The sequence below is a fragment of the Allorhizobium pseudoryzae genome, from assembly GCF_011046245.1.
Classification (GTDB): domain Bacteria; phylum Pseudomonadota; class Alphaproteobacteria; order Rhizobiales; family Rhizobiaceae; genus Neorhizobium; species Neorhizobium pseudoryzae.
Window position 1 is genome coordinate 2,566,017 of sequence record NZ_CP049241.1, and the last position, 13,798, is coordinate 2,579,814.

At 63.5% G+C, this 13,798-nt stretch carries 17 protein-coding genes; 7 read left to right on the forward strand and 10 right to left on the reverse strand.

Going from position 1 to position 13,798, the window contains the following annotated elements:
* Positions 1-19: 19 nt before the first annotated feature.
* Entirely contained in the window at positions 20-1,996 is a 1,977-nt protein-coding gene (locus G6N78_RS12405; protein WP_370691418.1) for an ATP-binding protein, read from the reverse strand.
* 484 nt (positions 1,997-2,480) lie between these two features.
* Between G6N78_RS12405 and G6N78_RS12410 the strand changes: the two genes are divergently transcribed.
* The 4 genes from G6N78_RS12410 to ilvN are packed head-to-tail and all read left to right on the forward strand — an operon-like array spanning position 2,481 to position 5,602.
* Positions 2,481-4,238 carry an acetolactate synthase 3 large subunit gene (locus G6N78_RS12410; RefSeq protein ID WP_165221706.1) on the forward strand — a complete coding sequence of 586 codons (1,758 nt, stop codon included), beginning with the start codon at positions 2,481-2,483 and terminating at the stop codon, positions 4,236-4,238.
* A gap of 58 nt (positions 4,239-4,296) precedes the next feature.
* On the forward strand, positions 4,297-4,617 hold the full coding sequence (locus tag G6N78_RS12415) for an AbrB/MazE/SpoVT family DNA-binding domain-containing protein (protein ID WP_165218799.1): 321 nt from the start codon (positions 4,297-4,299) through the stop codon (positions 4,615-4,617).
* Positions 4,598-4,999 (forward strand): type II toxin-antitoxin system VapC family toxin, encoded by a 402-nt coding sequence (locus G6N78_RS12420; RefSeq protein ID WP_165218801.1) that lies wholly within the window; start codon positions 4,598-4,600, stop codon positions 4,997-4,999. Before G6N78_RS12415 ends, G6N78_RS12420 begins: the two co-directional genes overlap by 20 nt.
* Positions 5,000-5,029: 30 nt before the next feature.
* Entirely contained in the window at positions 5,030-5,602 is a 573-nt protein-coding gene (gene ilvN, locus G6N78_RS12425; RefSeq protein WP_165218811.1) for an acetolactate synthase small subunit, read from the forward strand.
* Positions 5,603-5,675: 73 nt separating this feature from the next.
* Here the strand turns inward: ilvN and G6N78_RS12430 are convergent, their stop codons facing one another.
* The 6 genes from G6N78_RS12430 to G6N78_RS12455 all read right to left on the reverse strand — a co-directional run bounded on the left by G6N78_RS12430 (position 5,676) and on the right by G6N78_RS12455 (position 10,143).
* Positions 5,676-6,521 (reverse strand): aldo/keto reductase, encoded by an 846-nt coding sequence (locus G6N78_RS12430; RefSeq protein ID WP_165218813.1) that lies wholly within the window; start codon positions 6,519-6,521, stop codon positions 5,676-5,678.
* Positions 6,522-6,623: 102 nt separating this feature from the next.
* Positions 6,624-6,821: a hypothetical protein gene (locus G6N78_RS12435; RefSeq protein ID WP_165218815.1), complete on the reverse strand. Its 198-nt coding sequence runs from the start codon at positions 6,819-6,821 to the stop codon at positions 6,624-6,626.
* Between the two features lie 57 nt (positions 6,822-6,878).
* On the reverse strand, positions 6,879-7,322 hold the full coding sequence (locus G6N78_RS12440; RefSeq protein WP_165218817.1) for a hypothetical protein: 444 nt from the start codon (positions 7,320-7,322) through the stop codon (positions 6,879-6,881).
* A gap of 88 nt (positions 7,323-7,410) precedes the next feature.
* Positions 7,411-8,040: a RhiA family protein gene (locus G6N78_RS12445; RefSeq protein ID WP_165218819.1), complete on the reverse strand. Its 630-nt coding sequence runs from the start codon at positions 8,038-8,040 to the stop codon at positions 7,411-7,413.
* A 63-nt stretch (positions 8,041-8,103) separates the two neighbouring features.
* Complete coding sequence (locus tag G6N78_RS12450) at positions 8,104-8,712, reverse strand: RhiA family protein (RefSeq protein WP_165218821.1); 609 nt, start codon at positions 8,710-8,712, stop codon at positions 8,104-8,106.
* Between the two features lie 348 nt (positions 8,713-9,060).
* Positions 9,061-10,143: a helix-turn-helix domain-containing protein gene (locus G6N78_RS12455; protein WP_165218823.1), complete on the reverse strand. Its 1,083-nt coding sequence runs from the start codon at positions 10,141-10,143 to the stop codon at positions 9,061-9,063.
* Between the two features lie 195 nt (positions 10,144-10,338).
* On the opposite strand from G6N78_RS12455, the gene nthA reads away from it, so the two are divergent.
* The 3 genes from nthA to G6N78_RS12470 are packed head-to-tail and all read left to right on the forward strand — an operon-like array spanning position 10,339 to position 12,012.
* On the forward strand, positions 10,339-10,977 hold the full coding sequence (gene nthA / locus G6N78_RS12460) for a nitrile hydratase subunit alpha (RefSeq protein WP_165218825.1): 639 nt from the start codon (positions 10,339-10,341) through the stop codon (positions 10,975-10,977).
* Positions 10,974-11,633 (forward strand): nitrile hydratase subunit beta, encoded by a 660-nt coding sequence (nthB, locus tag G6N78_RS12465; protein WP_165218827.1) that lies wholly within the window; start codon positions 10,974-10,976, stop codon positions 11,631-11,633. Before nthA ends, nthB begins: the two co-directional genes overlap by 4 nt.
* Positions 11,620-12,012: a nitrile hydratase accessory protein gene (locus G6N78_RS12470; protein ID WP_165218829.1), complete on the forward strand. Its 393-nt coding sequence runs from the start codon at positions 11,620-11,622 to the stop codon at positions 12,010-12,012. The genes nthB and G6N78_RS12470 overlap by 14 nt, the downstream gene beginning before the upstream one ends.
* Before the next feature lie 23 nt (positions 12,013-12,035).
* Here G6N78_RS12470 and G6N78_RS12475 read toward each other — a convergent pair whose 3' ends face one another.
* Genes G6N78_RS12475 through G6N78_RS12485 form a run of 3 tightly spaced genes read right to left on the reverse strand, consistent with a single transcriptional unit; the run spans position 12,036 to position 13,743 of the window.
* Positions 12,036-12,812, reverse strand: coding sequence for an anti-sigma factor family protein (locus G6N78_RS12475; RefSeq protein ID WP_165218831.1), 777 nt, complete (start codon positions 12,810-12,812; stop codon positions 12,036-12,038).
* Positions 12,809-13,324 carry an RNA polymerase sigma factor gene (locus tag G6N78_RS12480; protein WP_165218833.1) on the reverse strand — a complete coding sequence of 172 codons (516 nt, stop codon included), beginning with the start codon at positions 13,322-13,324 and terminating at the stop codon, positions 12,809-12,811. The genes G6N78_RS12475 and G6N78_RS12480 overlap by 4 nt, the downstream gene beginning before the upstream one ends.
* A 35-nt stretch (positions 13,325-13,359) precedes the next feature.
* Positions 13,360-13,743, reverse strand: coding sequence for a COG4315 family predicted lipoprotein (locus G6N78_RS12485; RefSeq protein WP_165218835.1), 384 nt, complete (start codon positions 13,741-13,743; stop codon positions 13,360-13,362).
* Between the last annotated feature and the right edge of the window lie 55 nt (positions 13,744-13,798).

A 13,798-nucleotide genomic window follows, 5' to 3' on the forward strand; every position in this document is an offset into this window, starting at 1 on the left:
GGGCCCTGCCTGTCATCCCTCAGTCCTTGTCGTAGAGGCTGCTGAGCGGCTTTTTCAACAGGCTTTCGCGCAACGATCCCCCACGCCGCAAGGACAGTCCGCGGGCAGCTCCGGCCTCATCATGGGACAGGCCCGCCGAGTGAGACGGATCGCGGCGAATGATGCGGCTTTCCGATGGCGGCTGGTAAGGATCCGGCCGTGCGCCCGGCAACATGTCGGGGCGGTAGGGCTCCAGCGCCGGCTCGGCTGCCGCCGCGGCTGGGGGGCGCGCGGTCTCGCCCGTCAGTTCACGCCGCCAGCGCTCGAATTCCACGTCGCCTGCCGGCGCATCGGGCGCCAGGCGCGGCGGCAGGTCACTGCTCGACACGCTCTTCTGGAAGGCCGATATGTCCGGGCCTGACACGGCGCGCATGCGGGCAATGACGGTGCGCAGATCGACATTGTCCGGGGTGATCTCGCTGCCCTTGTCGGACACGCCGTTCGCCTTCGGCAGCAGATCGTCCTCGACGCGGGAGAACTTCATGCGCATCGGCACGCTGATCGCCTCGCCGAAGGCGATTGCCTCGCCATTGCCGATCGACGACAGGAAGCTGATCGTCGACAGCGACGAGTTCGGGATGGCCGAACGGATGATGTCCTGGTCGCTGTCATTGGCAAGCCGCATGGCAAAGACCGTCGAGCATTGCGAGAGAATGGTCTGGTCGAGTTCGCCCGGGCGCTGGGTGATGACGCCGAGCGAGACGCCGTATTTGCGGCCTTCCTTGGCGATGCGGGAGATTGCCTGGCGGGTCGGGAAAAATCCGAGCTCCCGGTCTGCCGGCACATAGCGGTGCGCTTCCTCGCACACCACCAGCATGTGAATTGCGCCCTCGCTCCACAGTGCCAGTTCGAAGGACATGCGGCAGAGGATGGAGGCGACCGAGTTCACCACTTCGGACGGGATTCCCGCCAGCTGGAAGGTGGAGATGGGCCTGTCGCCGCCCGGAATGCGGAAGATATGCGCGATCGTCTCCATGATCGTGTCGTTGATCGTGTTGTTGGAGAACATGAAGTGATAGCGCGGGTCGTTGATCGCCGATGTGATGCGCACCTTGAGGGCGCGCAGCGCCGGCTTTTCCGCGCGCCCTTCCAGGCGTCCGATGCGCTCATCGATGAGCGCCAGCAGATCGGCCATGCGATAGGGAACCGGCGTATCGGCGGTGACGGAGCTTTTTTCGCTGCTGCGCCGCATCAACCCATTGTCGTTGCCGCGGAAGGCGCGCTTGGCCTCGGGGATCACGTCGCGCAGCACGTCGAGTTCTTCGGCAACCGGCGGGCGGCCGCGGAACAGGACTTCGGCAAATTCCTCCAGTCGCATCAGCCAGAAGGGCAGGTCGAGCGTATCGGTATCGATCACGACGGCCTTGTCCGGAAAGGCGGCGGCAAATTCGTTGTGCGGATCCAGAATGAGGACGCGCAGCTTGGGATCGGACTCGATCGCCTTGTGCAGGAGGAGCGAAACGGCGGTGGACTTGCCGACACCGGTCGAACCGACAATGGCAAAATGCTTCGACAGCATGGACGGGATGTGGATCGTCGCGTCGATCGAATCGTCCTGCGTCAGTTTGCCGATAACGCAGGTATCGGATTTTCCCGTGTCGTAGATCCGCATGAGGTCGGCGGAGCGGATGCGGTGGGCAATCGCGCCGAGATGCGGATAGTTGGAGATGCCGCGGGAAAATTCCTCGCGACCGTCCGGCCCGACATGCACTTCGCCGAGCAGTTCGACCTCGATCCGGAATTCGTTGTCGTGGCCTTCCAGCCACTCCTGCGAGCCGGTCGACATGGAGCAGGTCAGCGCCACGACACGGTTGCGTCCGACGCTGATGGAGATCAGCCGGCCGACCGACCAGAGTTCGGTGAGATCCGTTGTGCCGCTTTCCGCGACGGCCGCGATCGTTGCCCGTGCGCCGCCGCAGGCCACCACGCGGCCCAGCATGCGGTTGCGCGGGTGCATGGCATCACGCCGATCCTGCTCGCCGGCCGATAGGGAGTGGTGCAACTCGTGATTACGCAAACTGTCGCCCCTGTCATCGGGCTGGAACTAAAGCACTCAAACGTAACCGAAATTTTTCGATAACGGAGGGACCATAAAGGGTGCGACTTAATAACTTCTTTCCGAGCCACGCTCAGAACGTCCGGTTTTGCGACAGTGCCTGCGGGTATGTCTGCCGAAAGATACGGCACAGCGTGACGTTTTGTTGCGCACTTGCATTGACGTTTCGTAATTTTATGGCTAACAGTTCCCGCCATGATCGTATCGAACGCACTTATCGTGGTGGGAAGGCGCATGGGCAGGACGGAGTAACCGTCCGGCGATAGCCACCCATGCGCAAACCGAAGGCTCCTCAAGGGGCCTTTTTTTATGCCTTCAATCTGGCTACGGCCTCGTGACAATCAGAGCAGACGGACTTTTTGACATGACGGGTACAGACAATCGGATGACTGGGGCGGAAATCGTCCTGAAGGCCCTGAAGGACAACGGGGTCGAGCACATTTTCGGCTATCCGGGCGGCGCCGTGCTGCCGATCTATGACGAGATCTTCCAGCAGGACGACATCCAGCACATTCTCGTCCGTCACGAGCAGGGCGCCGGCCATGCGGCCGAGGGTTATGCCCGCTCCACCGGCAAGGTCGGCGTCATGCTGGTCACCTCCGGACCGGGAGCGACGAATGCCGTCACCCCGCTGCAGGATGCGCTGATGGATTCGATCCCGCTCGTCTGCCTGACCGGTCAGGTTCCGACCTCGCTGATCGGCTCGGATGCCTTCCAGGAATGCGATACCGTCGGCATTACCCGCCCCTGCACCAAGCACAACTGGCTGGTGAAGGACGTCAACGAACTGGCCGCCACCATCCACGAAGCCTTCCGCATCGCGCAGTCGGGCCGTCCGGGCCCGGTCGTTGTCGATATCCCGAAGGACATCCAGTTTGCGACCGGCACCTATACGCCGAAGGCCGATCACGTGGCCCAGAAGAGCTACAAGCCGAAGGTCGAGGGTGACCTGAACGCGGTTCGTGCTGCCGTCGAACTGATGGCCTCGGCACGGCGTCCGGTCCTTTATACCGGCGGCGGCGTCATCAATTCCGGCCCGGAAGCCACGAAGCTCCTGCGCGAACTGGTCGAGCTCACCGATTTCCCGATCACGTCTACGCTGATGGGCCTCGGTGCCTATCCGGCTTCGGGGAAGAACTGGCTCGGCATGCTCGGCATGCACGGTTCCTACGAGGCCAACATGGCGATGCATGACTGCGACGTCATGGTCTGCATCGGCGCGCGCTTCGATGACCGCATCACCGGGCGCCTCAACGCGTTTTCGCCGAATTCGCGCAAGATCCACGTCGATATCGATCCGTCCTCGATCAACAAGAATGTCCGTGTCGATATCCCGATCGTCGGCGATGTCGGCCGGGTTCTGGAGGACATGGTTCGCCTGTGGCGGGCGCTGCCGAAGAAGCCGGAAAAGGCGCAGACGGCGGAATGGCACCAGCAGGTCGATCGCTGGCGGGCGCGCAATTCGTTCGCCTACAAGAACTCCCATGATGTCATCATGCCGCAATATGCGATCCAGCGGCTTTACGAGGCCTCCAAGGGGCGCGAGACCTATGTGACGACCGAAGTCGGCCAGCACCAGATGTGGGCGGCACAGTTCTTCGGCTTCGAGGCCCCGAACCGCTGGCTGACCTCCGGCGGCCTCGGCACCATGGGGTACGGCCTGCCGGCGGCGATCGGCGTGCAGGTCGCCCATCCGGAAGCGCTGGTCATCGACATTGCCGGCGACGCCTCCATCCAGATGTGCATCCAGGAAATGTCCTGCGCCATCCAGTACGGCCTGCCGGTCAAGATCTTCATCCTCAACAACCAGTACATGGGCATGGTGCGCCAGTGGCAGCAGCTGCTGCATGGCAACCGCCTGTCGAACTCCTATACCGAAGCGATGCCGGACTTCGTCAAATTGGCGGAAGCCTATGGCGCAGTCGGCATGTATTGCGACGATCCGAAGGAACTGGACGACAAGATCGCCGAGATGATCGCCGTCAACCGGCCGGTGATCTTCGATTGCCGGGTCGCCAATCTCGCCAACTGCTTCCCGATGATCCCGTCGGGCAAGGCCCACAACGAAATGCTGTTGCCCGACGAGGCGACCGACGAGGTCGTGGCGTCGGCCATCGACGCCAAGGGTCGGCAGCTCGTTTGATCGACGGCAGGGGACAGGGTACGGTGATCCTGTCCCTTGTCCGGTGGAGGTTGGTGCCATGGCCAGAGCAAGAATGAGCGAAGACGGCGCGGTGGTGATCCCGAAGTCGATGCGCGATGCGCACGGCTTGAGACCGGGCAGCGAGTTCGAGCTGATCGACGGCGGGGAAACGATCACCTTGCGTCCGCTGGAGACGGACTGGCTGGCCCCTCCCAATGGGCAGACGCTGACGATGGCGGAGTTTTTGGCGTCCATCCCTAAGTATGACGGTCCGCCGGTCGATCTGTCACCGGAAGCCATTCGTCACGCAATCGATCAGGCCGTCATCGAGGACTGGCAGAGGCTGGAGCGCCAGTGGGATGACGACAAGAACGGTTGATACCAATATCCTTGTGCGCCTGCTGGTGCGTGACGACAGCGAGCAGTGGGCCGCCACGGCAAGGCTTGTGGCGGACCATCGTATCGTTGTCCTGCCAACCGTCCTTCTGGAAACGGCATGGGTCCTTCGAAGCCGGTTCCAGTTTGCGCGTGAGCAGATGGTGGCGCTGTTTCGTCAGATGGCGAGCACGCAGGCCGTTATTCTCGTCGAGCGGGAGAGCGTGCTGAAGGCCCTAGACGCATTTTCAAACGGCATGGACTTTGCCGATGCCATGCATCTCTACCTGATGAACACCGGCGACACCTTCATCACATTCGATCGTGATCTGGTGCGGTTCGCCAACACACATCTCAATTCCGTCAGCGTCGAGCTGGCGCGCTGAACAAGACCATCAGAGGAAACGGACAGACCCATGAATGCACAGCTTCAACCCACCGGTTCGGCCTATTTCATCTCGCCGGAAACCGCGCGCCAGGAACGGCATACGCTCTCGGTTCTGGTGACCAACGAGCCGGGCGTGCTGGCTCGCGTCATCGGCCTGTTTTCCGGCCGCGGCTACAATATCGAAAGCCTGACCGTTTCGGAAACCGAGCATGAGGCGCATCTGTCGCGCATCACGATCGTGACGACCGGAACGCCCACGGTTTTGGAGCAGATCAAGGCGCAGCTCGATCGCATCGTGCCGGTTCACCGGGTCGTGGATCTGACGGTGCGCGCCAACCAGCTCGGCCAGGAACGGCCGATCGAGCGCGAAGTGGCCCTGGTCAAGGTGGCCGGATCGGGCGAAGGCCGTGCCGAGACCCTGCGTCTCGCCGATGCTTTCCATGCGAAAGTGGTGGATGCGACGGTTTCGCATTTCATCTTCGAGATCACCGGCAAGTCGTCGAAGATCGACCAGTTCGTCGCCGTCATGCAGCCGCTCGGGCTGATCGAGGTCTGCCGCACCGGGATTGCCGCGATGAACCGCGGCCCGCAGGGCATGTGATCGCTAATCTGTGATGAACCTTCAGGGGCGGCCGTCGAGCCGCCCTTGTGCGGTCTGATGGTTCAAGGCCGTCTCACAACATCTCCAGCGGCTGCTTGCGTGTCGGCGGCGGGAAGGCGGCGTCGAGGGCTGCCCAGTCCTCATCGCTGATATCGAGATCGATCGCGCCGTGGTTCTCCGTGACCCGTGCCACGCTCGCCGTTTTGGGGATCGCCACCACACCGTCGCGGTCCAGCACGAAGGCCAGCGCCAGCTGCGCCGGCGTCGCCTGATAGGCCTTGGCGATGCGGATAAGCTCGGGATGGCGCAAAATCCGTCCCTGTTCGATCGGGGAATAGGCCATCACGGCCATCCGGCGCGCCTGGCACCACGGCAGGAGATCGAACTCGATGCCGCGGCGCGACAGGTTGAACAGCACCTGGTTGGCGACACAGTGGTCTCCGCCCGGCACCGCCATCAGTTCCTCCATGTCATCGATGTCGAAATTGGAAACGCCCCAGGCGCCGATCTTGCCGGCCCGTTTCAGGTCTTCCATGGCGGCAACCGTGTCTTTCAGCGGGTGCTCGCCGCGCCAGTGCAGGAGATAAAGATCGAGGCGATCGGTGCCGAGCCGCTTCAGGCTTGCCTCGCAGGCCTCCATCGTACCCTGCCGGCTGGCATTCCAAGGATAGACCTTGCTGACCAGGAACACCTCATCCCGCCGCCCGGCGATCGCTTCGCCGGCCACGTCTTCGGAGGCACCGTCGCCGTACATCTCCGCCGTATCGATCAGTGTCATGCCCTGGTCGATCGCCGCCCTCAGCGCGGCCACTTCGTCGCTTCGGCGGGAAGGATCTTCGCCCATCTTCCAGGTGCCGATGCCGAGGGCCGGGATTTCCGGCCCGGAGGTGAGGGTGATGGTAGGCATGTCGTCATGCATGAGATGTCTTTCTCCTCTGGCAGCCATAGACCGAAGATGTGACTTTGCCCGGGATGTGCAAGGCCCGCCGGCGTTCTGCTGCCGATTTGGCTCCGTTTGACCTCAGGACTTTTCCGCCGGTCCCTTGGCCCGCATCTGCGTTTCGTTGATCTTTTTGTACAGCCGGCGCACGCCTTCCTGATCCATGCCCAGCAGCGTCGAGCATTCGCTGGCGCTGCATCCGTGACCGAAATAATTGAGAGCGTTGAGGATAGCGGTGATGTCGGCATCGGTGACTTGCAGGGTGTTTGATCGTGTCATTGTGGCTCCTTGTCGAAAGGGAAGCCGCCCGCGGCGGGGCGGGCGGCAGGGGGTAGATCACTTCAGATCGTCAAAATAGGTCTTGCCGTCATCGGGCCGGAACGCGGTTCCGCAATCCTCCGGCAACGGATTGTAGATGATCACGGTTCCTGTCCGAGCATCCCAGTGCGCGGTGCGGCTGTTGGAAAGACCCCGTGAGACCGTCGGATTGTCAAGGATCTTGGTGAGGAACCCTGCAAAATCATCGGCACTCTCGAGCGTCGGGTCGGGGAAGGCCAACCCGTTGATGATGACGCCGTGGACGAACTCGTCCGAGTGTTTCGTGAAGGCGTGGCCGTGGGCGATCTTCGCGGCGACGTCCGCATGGACGGCTGTATTGGCCGTGCAGGCGTTTTTTGCGTGCACCAGAGCGGGGCTCGCCGCGATCAAGGCAAGTCCGATCAGCCAGCTGGCTGCCAATTGCCGGACCAGTCGGACAAGGTTAAGGGTGATCGTCGTCATGATGTCTGTCTCCTTTGGAGGGTGGGTGAAAACCCCGCGATGCGGGGCAGGACACCGGCACCGCCCTTGCCGGATCAGGATCAGGCCGTTACGGCCATCGGGTCTCTTCGCGCGTGCGGATGATGTTGTCTGGCCCCAGCACGACGGACAGGCTGGGCCGTGCGGCGCTGAATTCGATGCTGTGGCAATGGTCGAGATGGGCGCTGTTCAGCGCCTCTCCCGCCTCATAGTCACCGAAATGGATGCGATACCGATGCAGGGAGATCACGAACGCGGTGCTGACATTGGCGTGGAACGGGGCCGCCATCAGGGCATTGCCGCCGAGCGCGATGCCGTGCTGGACGGGATGATCGAAGCGCGCATTCATTTGACGAATGGTGAGGCTGTCTGATGGCTGGCCAGCACGGGCCGGTCCGAATTTGGGTGCGCCGAACTCGTCGCTCCTGAGGTCGATGGCGTTGTCGCGATCCATATCGGCAGGGACATCCTCGCAAATGGTGAAGCGATGGCGTCCATTGAGTTCGGTCTGCTCGCCCCAGACAAAGCTCGTCGCCCGTTGCCAGCAGAAGGTAACGCGCGTTCCGGGGGCTGCCGCCCGGGTGCGCCAGGCAAGGCTGCGGATCTGCGCGGAGCCTTCGCTTCGGCCGGGGAACTGAAACAGGATGAAATTGCCGTGCATGTGCGAGTGATTGGTGCAGGTCAGGCGGTAGTCCATCATACGATCCTCCGCGGTCTGCCGGCGGTCGGTGGCCGCGCGCTTTGGCGCGGCCACCTTTGCCGGTCAGGAAACCGTGATCATGTTGTCGAGGTTGAGGACGGCATTGCGCGAGGTGCGGGCGCCGCCATAGGTGACTTCCACCGCGTTCGTGACGTCTTCCACGTCCATCACGTCACCGGTCTCGAAATTGCCGAAGATCACCCAGTAGTTCGGATGGGGGGTGAAGACGGCCGTCATGTTCGGCTGGGCCTGGACCGCGAAGGTGCCGGAACCGGCCATGCCGATGCCAACCGACGTTTCGTTCGGCTTGACGTTCGAGAGCTGCTTGATCGTCAGCGAACCGAGCGAGCCGCCGGCGCTGAGGCCGGAGAAGGTCGTCGCGCCGTAATCGTCCTTCTTCAGTTCGATCTGGTTCAGCGCGTTCGGGTCGGCCGGAATGACCTGCGAAGCGGCAAAATTGATGCCGGGTTTCAGGATGCCGGTTTCCGACCAGGTGAAGCTGTAGTCCAGCCCCCAGGTGAAGGTCACCCGCGTGTTGGGCGCCGTCGGACGGGCAAACCAGGCGAGCGAGAAGACATTGCCCGGCATGGTGGAGGGCAGCGGCTTCTGGAAGACGGCGAAGCTGCCGGACAGCTGGGATTCGTTGACGCAGGTGAGCGAATAGGTGGTCATGAGTTTAACCTTTCTGTTGCGGTGGGTCCGCCCTGAGCGCGGTGGGGAGCCGGCGCCTTGCCGGGGGAGGCAAACGGCGCCGGCTCATCCGTCTCCGGCTGGTCGCGGGCGGTGGTTCCAGCGGAGAAGGATCTGCATGCGCGCCGAAAGCTGTCCGGCGCGGAATTCTGGTCGGGCGGCGCGTCTCCGCCGCATGTGGCTGTGTGGTCTTTTGTCTTTTGGAGTGCGCGGCTCTTGCCGAACCGCTGCATCTCGTCTGGACTGGTGTGGAGACTAGCCATGCCGCCCGGCAGCGTCGGCGGACGTGCGTTCCAAAAACTTGCACCAGCGTCCCAAACCGCCCATTCGTTAGGTGTCGCGCAACTGCTCCAGCCAGGTGAGGAGACGGTCCGCCGGGGGAGGCGCGCCTGCACCGCTCTGTCCGCGAGCGGCTGGCCCTTTCGTGCCGGCGCCCTTGCGAAAGGCGCGCGGCGTCGTGCCGTAAGTGGTCTTGAACATCCGGCTGAAATGGGCTTCGTCGGCAAAGCCGGCTGCATAGGCAATCTCGCCGATGCTCCGGTTCAACAGGGTGGGGTCCGAAAGATCGACGAGGGTGCGGCGCAAGCGCCGGCGGCGGATATAGGTCTCCACGCCGCCGGCACTGTCGAACTGGCGAAACAACTGGCTGCGCGACAGCCCAAAGCGCGTCGCGATCTTGGCCGGGACGAGATCCGGGTCGTCGAGATGGTCCTCGATGAAGCGGCGGACGTCGCGGCCGCGCCGCTGCGTATCGCGTCCGGTGGGTTCACCGTCCGCCGCGGCCAGGCAGAAGGCGAGCGGCGTGCGCAGGACTGCCGCCAGAGCGGAGGCTTCCGCGCGGTTGGCATAGGCCGGCATGCGGATCAGCATCTGTGCGAGGTCGATCAGAAAGCGCGCCGCGAGCTTTTCGCCGCGCAGCAGGCGAAGCGTCGATACAGCGGGCGGCGCGACGGAGGCGGGCAGAAACATGCGCGGCAGGATCAGATGGATGGCCTCACCCGGTTCCATGCTGAAGGCGAGTTCCGTGCGCAGGTCGATGATTGCGACATCGCCCGGCCGCAGCAGCCGCGGCTGTGGCCCGCGAAATCCAATCGATCCCTGCAAAGGGATCGTCACCACCAGGTGATCGAGATCATCGAGGTTCAGCCGGATCGGGGTTCGCCGGAACCGGCCCACTAGGCCGGTGGCATGACAGACGAGGAAAAAGCCGAAATGGTGAACGGTGAGGGTGTCTCCCTCCGTCCGGGGAGGGTGAAAGGGATGCGGGCGCCAGTCGAACAGTGTGGAGACGAGCGACTGCCAACCCGCTGCATCTCTGGTGTCCGCACGGGCTCCCACGTCGCCCGCGGCAATCCGGTCCATCGGCTCGGACGCAACAACAGACGCGGTGCTGGTCGGACCGTGTGATCCCACAGATGTCCCCGGAAGAGAAACTTGTGGAGGAATATAATCTTAATAATTTCCGATTGTATAGGATTAAATGCAATCAACCTATGGTGATGTGGGGCGGGGTCGAGGGGAGAAGCATTCCATCTCTCTCGGGCGTGGCTGCAGCTTGACCGGTTGGCCGTTCAGTGCTGTCTAGGTGTGAACAACCGGAGGATTGCGATGAGCGGCCACCACGCCCACGACCATGAGCATGACCACGCGCATGACAACCACTATTCCGACATGCAGGCCCGCGTGCGGGCGCTCGAAACGCTGCTGACCGAAAAGGGGCTGGTGGACCCGGCGGCAATCGATGCGATTGTCGAGACCTATGAAACCAAGGTCGGCCCGCGCAACGGCGCCCGCGTCGTGGCGACTGCCTGGAGCGATCCGGATTTTGCCGACTGGCTGACGCGTGATGCGACCGCGGCGATTGGAAGCCTCGGTTACACCGGCCGCCAGGGCGAGCATATGCGGGCGGTGTTCAATACCCCGGAAACCCACCATCTCGTGGTCTGCACGCTGTGCTCCTGCTATCCCTGGTCCGTGCTGGGCCTGCCGCCGGTCTGGTACAAGGCGCCGGCTTACCGTTCGCGGGCCGTTCTCGATCCGCGCGGCGTGCTCGCGGAGTTCAACCTCTCTCTGCCGGAAACGACGAAGATCCGCGTGTGGGATTCCACCGCAGAACTCCGTTATCTCGTGGTGCCCATGCGCCCGTCGGGGACCGAGGGCTGGACGGTCGAGCAACTGGCCGACCTCGTTACCCGCGACAGCATGATCGGCACCGGTCTTGCCCTTCAGCCGGAGGCAGCGCGATGAACGGTCCGCATGATCTCGGTGGACAGATGGGCTTCGGGCCGGTCGCGCCGGAGCCGCACGAGCCCTATTTCCATGCCGAATGGGAAAAGCGGGCGCTGGGGCTGACCCTCTCCTGCGGTGCCTTCGGGGCCTGGACGATCGATGAAAGCCGGCATGCCCGGGAAAATATTCCGCCTGCGGCTTATCTTTCGGCCAGTTACTACGAGATCTGGATCCGGGCGCTGGAAACGCTGTTGGCCCGCCACGGTTTCGTCACGCCTGATGAACTGAAGACAGGCCGTCTTGAGACGCCGGGCGCTCCACCAAAGCGGGTACTCACGGCGGAAATGGTGGCGGGTGTGCTTTCGCGTGGCGGTCCCTGCGACCGACCAGCCGAGGCGGCGCCAGGCTTCGTGGTGGGCCAGACGGTGCGGACGAAGAACCTCAACCCCGCCACCCATACCCGCCTGCCGCGGTATGCGCGGGCCAAGACGGGGATGATCGAAGCGGTGCAGGGCTCCTTCGTCTTTCCCGACGATAATGCGCATGGTCGCGGCGAAAACCCGCAATGGGTCTATACCGTCGTGTTCGACGGCCCGGAAATATGGGGCGAGGGGAGCGACCCGACGCTCTCGGTCTCGATCGATGCCTGGGAGAGTTATCTTGAGCCAGTGTGACACATCGCCGTCGCTGATCCAGTCGCCCGGCCTTCCACGCTCCGCGGACGGTGCGCCGGTGTTTGCGGAACCCTGGCAGGCGCAGGCGTTTGGCCTGACCGTACATCTGCATGAACAGGGCCTGTTTTCCTGGGGCGAATGGGCGGCGCACCTGTCGCACGAGGTGCACCGGACGGAGCGCGCCGCCGATGGATCGGATTATTTCGAGGCCTGGGTTGCGGCACTCTCCCATCTTCTTGCAGAAAAGGGCGTTGCGGACGAGGCGAGCGTTCTTGCCCTGCAGGAAAGCTGGCAGCGCGCCGCGGAGGCCACGCCGCACGGCCAGCCGATCGAACTGGCCAACGATCCGATGCGCCGGGCCTCACAGCAATCCGGCTGAGAAAAGACCCTCAGGCGAGAGCCTCAGGCAGGAAACTGCCGGTAGGTTTCCTCCGCAACCTGCCGCAACAGGTCACGTGACACTTCGCCGGTGACGGCATAACCGAAGCCGTTGTCGATCCAGTAGAAGGTGTCGACGGGTCCGTTGCCGGCGAACCGGAAACTCGTCTCGCGGTTGGAGTCGTTGCGTCCCACCAGCAGGGTCAGGCGCTGCCCCTTCTGGTCTTCGTACATGAAGAGTGCGCCGGCCTGGCCTTCGACGGGAACCAGTCGGCCACCGACGAGATGGAAGCCGAGGCCGGTCAGGTCCGGCACCTTCAGGTTGGCGCGCGACAGTCGTTTTCCGAGCCAGGCGGCGAGGTGAGCCTCGTCGGCGGCCGCAACTTCGACCGGGTGGCGGACTTCGCTGGCATAAATCAGGTAGGCGGCATGCGCTTCGTTTGGCAGGTCCATCTGCTCGGCCACCAGTTGCAGCTCGGATTGACCGGCAAGCGGCAGATAATGCCCGGCGGCCGTGCCGGCGGCAAACAGGGCAAGACCGGCCGCCACGTTTTTCCAGGAGGGCAGGGCGCTGTTCCGGCGGGTGCCAAGCAGGCGTGCGTCCGCTCCCGTCGTTCTTGCGTAGCCGGCAAAGGTGGCGCGGATGGCCGCACTCTGCGCCTGCCATTCCTCCACACGCGCCTGATCGTCTGGATGAGTGGCCAGCCAGTGATCGACCGCCTCCCTTTGCTGCGGGGAAAGCTGTCCGTCGGCATAGGCGTGCAGGTCGTCTTCGCTCGGTCGGTCGGCGTGCACGGTCATTTCGGTCTCCTCAGCGGAACGATGTTTTCCGCTTTCATGTAGTCGCTCACCTTCTGCCTGGCGCGTGCCAGCCTGGACATTACCGTACCGATCGGCAGGTCGAGAAGCGTTGCTGTTTCGGCATAGGAGCAGCCTTCGACGACCACCAGCATCAGCACGGCGCGCTGTTCGTCCGGAAGGCTGTTGAGAGCGGCTTCCAGCCGCGTCCGCTCCAGGGGATCGGATACCGGATCCTGGGCGGCGACATCCTTGGCCTCCTCGATGTCCACGTTCGGGTGGCGGGTCCTTGAGCGCAGGCCGTTGCGGTGGCGATTGCAGATGATGGTGAGCAGCCAGCTGCGCAGGTTGAGGCCGCGCCATTGGCCACGGCGGCTCAGCGCCGCTTCGATACTGTCCTGCAACAGGTCCTCGCCATCGGCATCCGAGCGGGCAAGGCTGCGCGCAAAGCGCCTGAGCGCCGGAAGGAGGGCCAGCATCTGGCCCTCAAAGCTCTGGTCGTCCGGAAGGTTCATGGCGCGCAGCCTAGCAGAGATTGCGGTGATCGGCCTCAAGGCTTCGCAAGATCCCAGACGCCGTTCACGCCGTCGCCCGTCACGTCGCCGGCCTTGGTGTCCTTGATCCAGAAATAGAGCGGCATGCCATCCTTGGCCCATTGTTTGGAGCCATCCTTGCGGGTGATGACGGAATAGCCGCCTTCCTCCTTGGCGCCTGCGGCCGCCATCAGCGGCGGCCAGTTGGCGGCGCACTTGTCCTCACAGTTGGAAACGCCCTTCATGTCCTTCCTGAAGGTGTAGAGCGTCATGCCGTTGTCCCCGGCCAGCACCTTGCCCTTGGCGGTATCGACGCTTTTGACCGGCGCGCCGGCGGCGAGGGCAGCGGTCGCGGATGCGCAGAGCACGGCCATTGCCGCAAGCCTACGAAGTGATGTCATGTCTTGTCCTCCTGGTTCCTGTCCAAGGCCGTCATGCCCGGACATGGGATAAGAC

Excerpts from the sequence above, each read along its gene's own strand:
- G6N78_RS12405 (WP_370691418.1), bottom strand. The coding sequence starts at position 1,996 with ATGCACCCGCGCAACCGCATGCTGGGCCGCGTGGTGGCCTGCGGCGGC.
- G6N78_RS12410 (WP_165221706.1), top strand. The coding sequence starts at position 2,481 with ATGACTGGGGCGGAAATCGTCCTGAAGGCCCTGAAGGACAACGGGGTC.
- G6N78_RS12415 (WP_165218799.1), top strand. The coding sequence starts at position 4,297 with ATGGCCAGAGCAAGAATGAGCGAAGACGGCGCGGTGGTGATCCCGAAG.
- G6N78_RS12420 (WP_165218801.1), top strand. The coding sequence starts at position 4,598 with ATGACGACAAGAACGGTTGATACCAATATCCTTGTGCGCCTGCTGGTG.
- ilvN (WP_165218811.1), top strand. The coding sequence starts at position 5,030 with ATGAATGCACAGCTTCAACCCACCGGTTCGGCCTATTTCATCTCGCCG.
- G6N78_RS12430 (WP_165218813.1), bottom strand. The coding sequence starts at position 6,521 with ATGCATGACGACATGCCTACCATCACCCTCACCTCCGGGCCGGAAATC.
- G6N78_RS12435 (WP_165218815.1), bottom strand. The coding sequence starts at position 6,821 with ATGACACGATCAAACACCCTGCAAGTCACCGATGCCGACATCACCGCT.
- G6N78_RS12440 (WP_165218817.1), bottom strand. The coding sequence starts at position 7,322 with ATGACGACGATCACCCTTAACCTTGTCCGACTGGTCCGGCAATTGGCA.
- G6N78_RS12445 (WP_165218819.1), bottom strand. The coding sequence starts at position 8,040 with ATGATGGACTACCGCCTGACCTGCACCAATCACTCGCACATGCACGGC.
- G6N78_RS12450 (WP_165218821.1), bottom strand. The coding sequence starts at position 8,712 with ATGACCACCTATTCGCTCACCTGCGTCAACGAATCCCAGCTGTCCGGC.
- nthA (WP_165218825.1), top strand. The coding sequence starts at position 10,339 with ATGAGCGGCCACCACGCCCACGACCATGAGCATGACCACGCGCATGAC.
- nthB (WP_165218827.1), top strand. The coding sequence starts at position 10,974 with ATGAACGGTCCGCATGATCTCGGTGGACAGATGGGCTTCGGGCCGGTC.
- G6N78_RS12475 (WP_165218831.1), bottom strand. The coding sequence starts at position 12,812 with ATGACCGTGCACGCCGACCGACCGAGCGAAGACGACCTGCACGCCTAT.
- G6N78_RS12480 (WP_165218833.1), bottom strand. The coding sequence starts at position 13,324 with ATGAACCTTCCGGACGACCAGAGCTTTGAGGGCCAGATGCTGGCCCTC.
- G6N78_RS12485 (WP_165218835.1), bottom strand. The coding sequence starts at position 13,743 with ATGACATCACTTCGTAGGCTTGCGGCAATGGCCGTGCTCTGCGCATCC.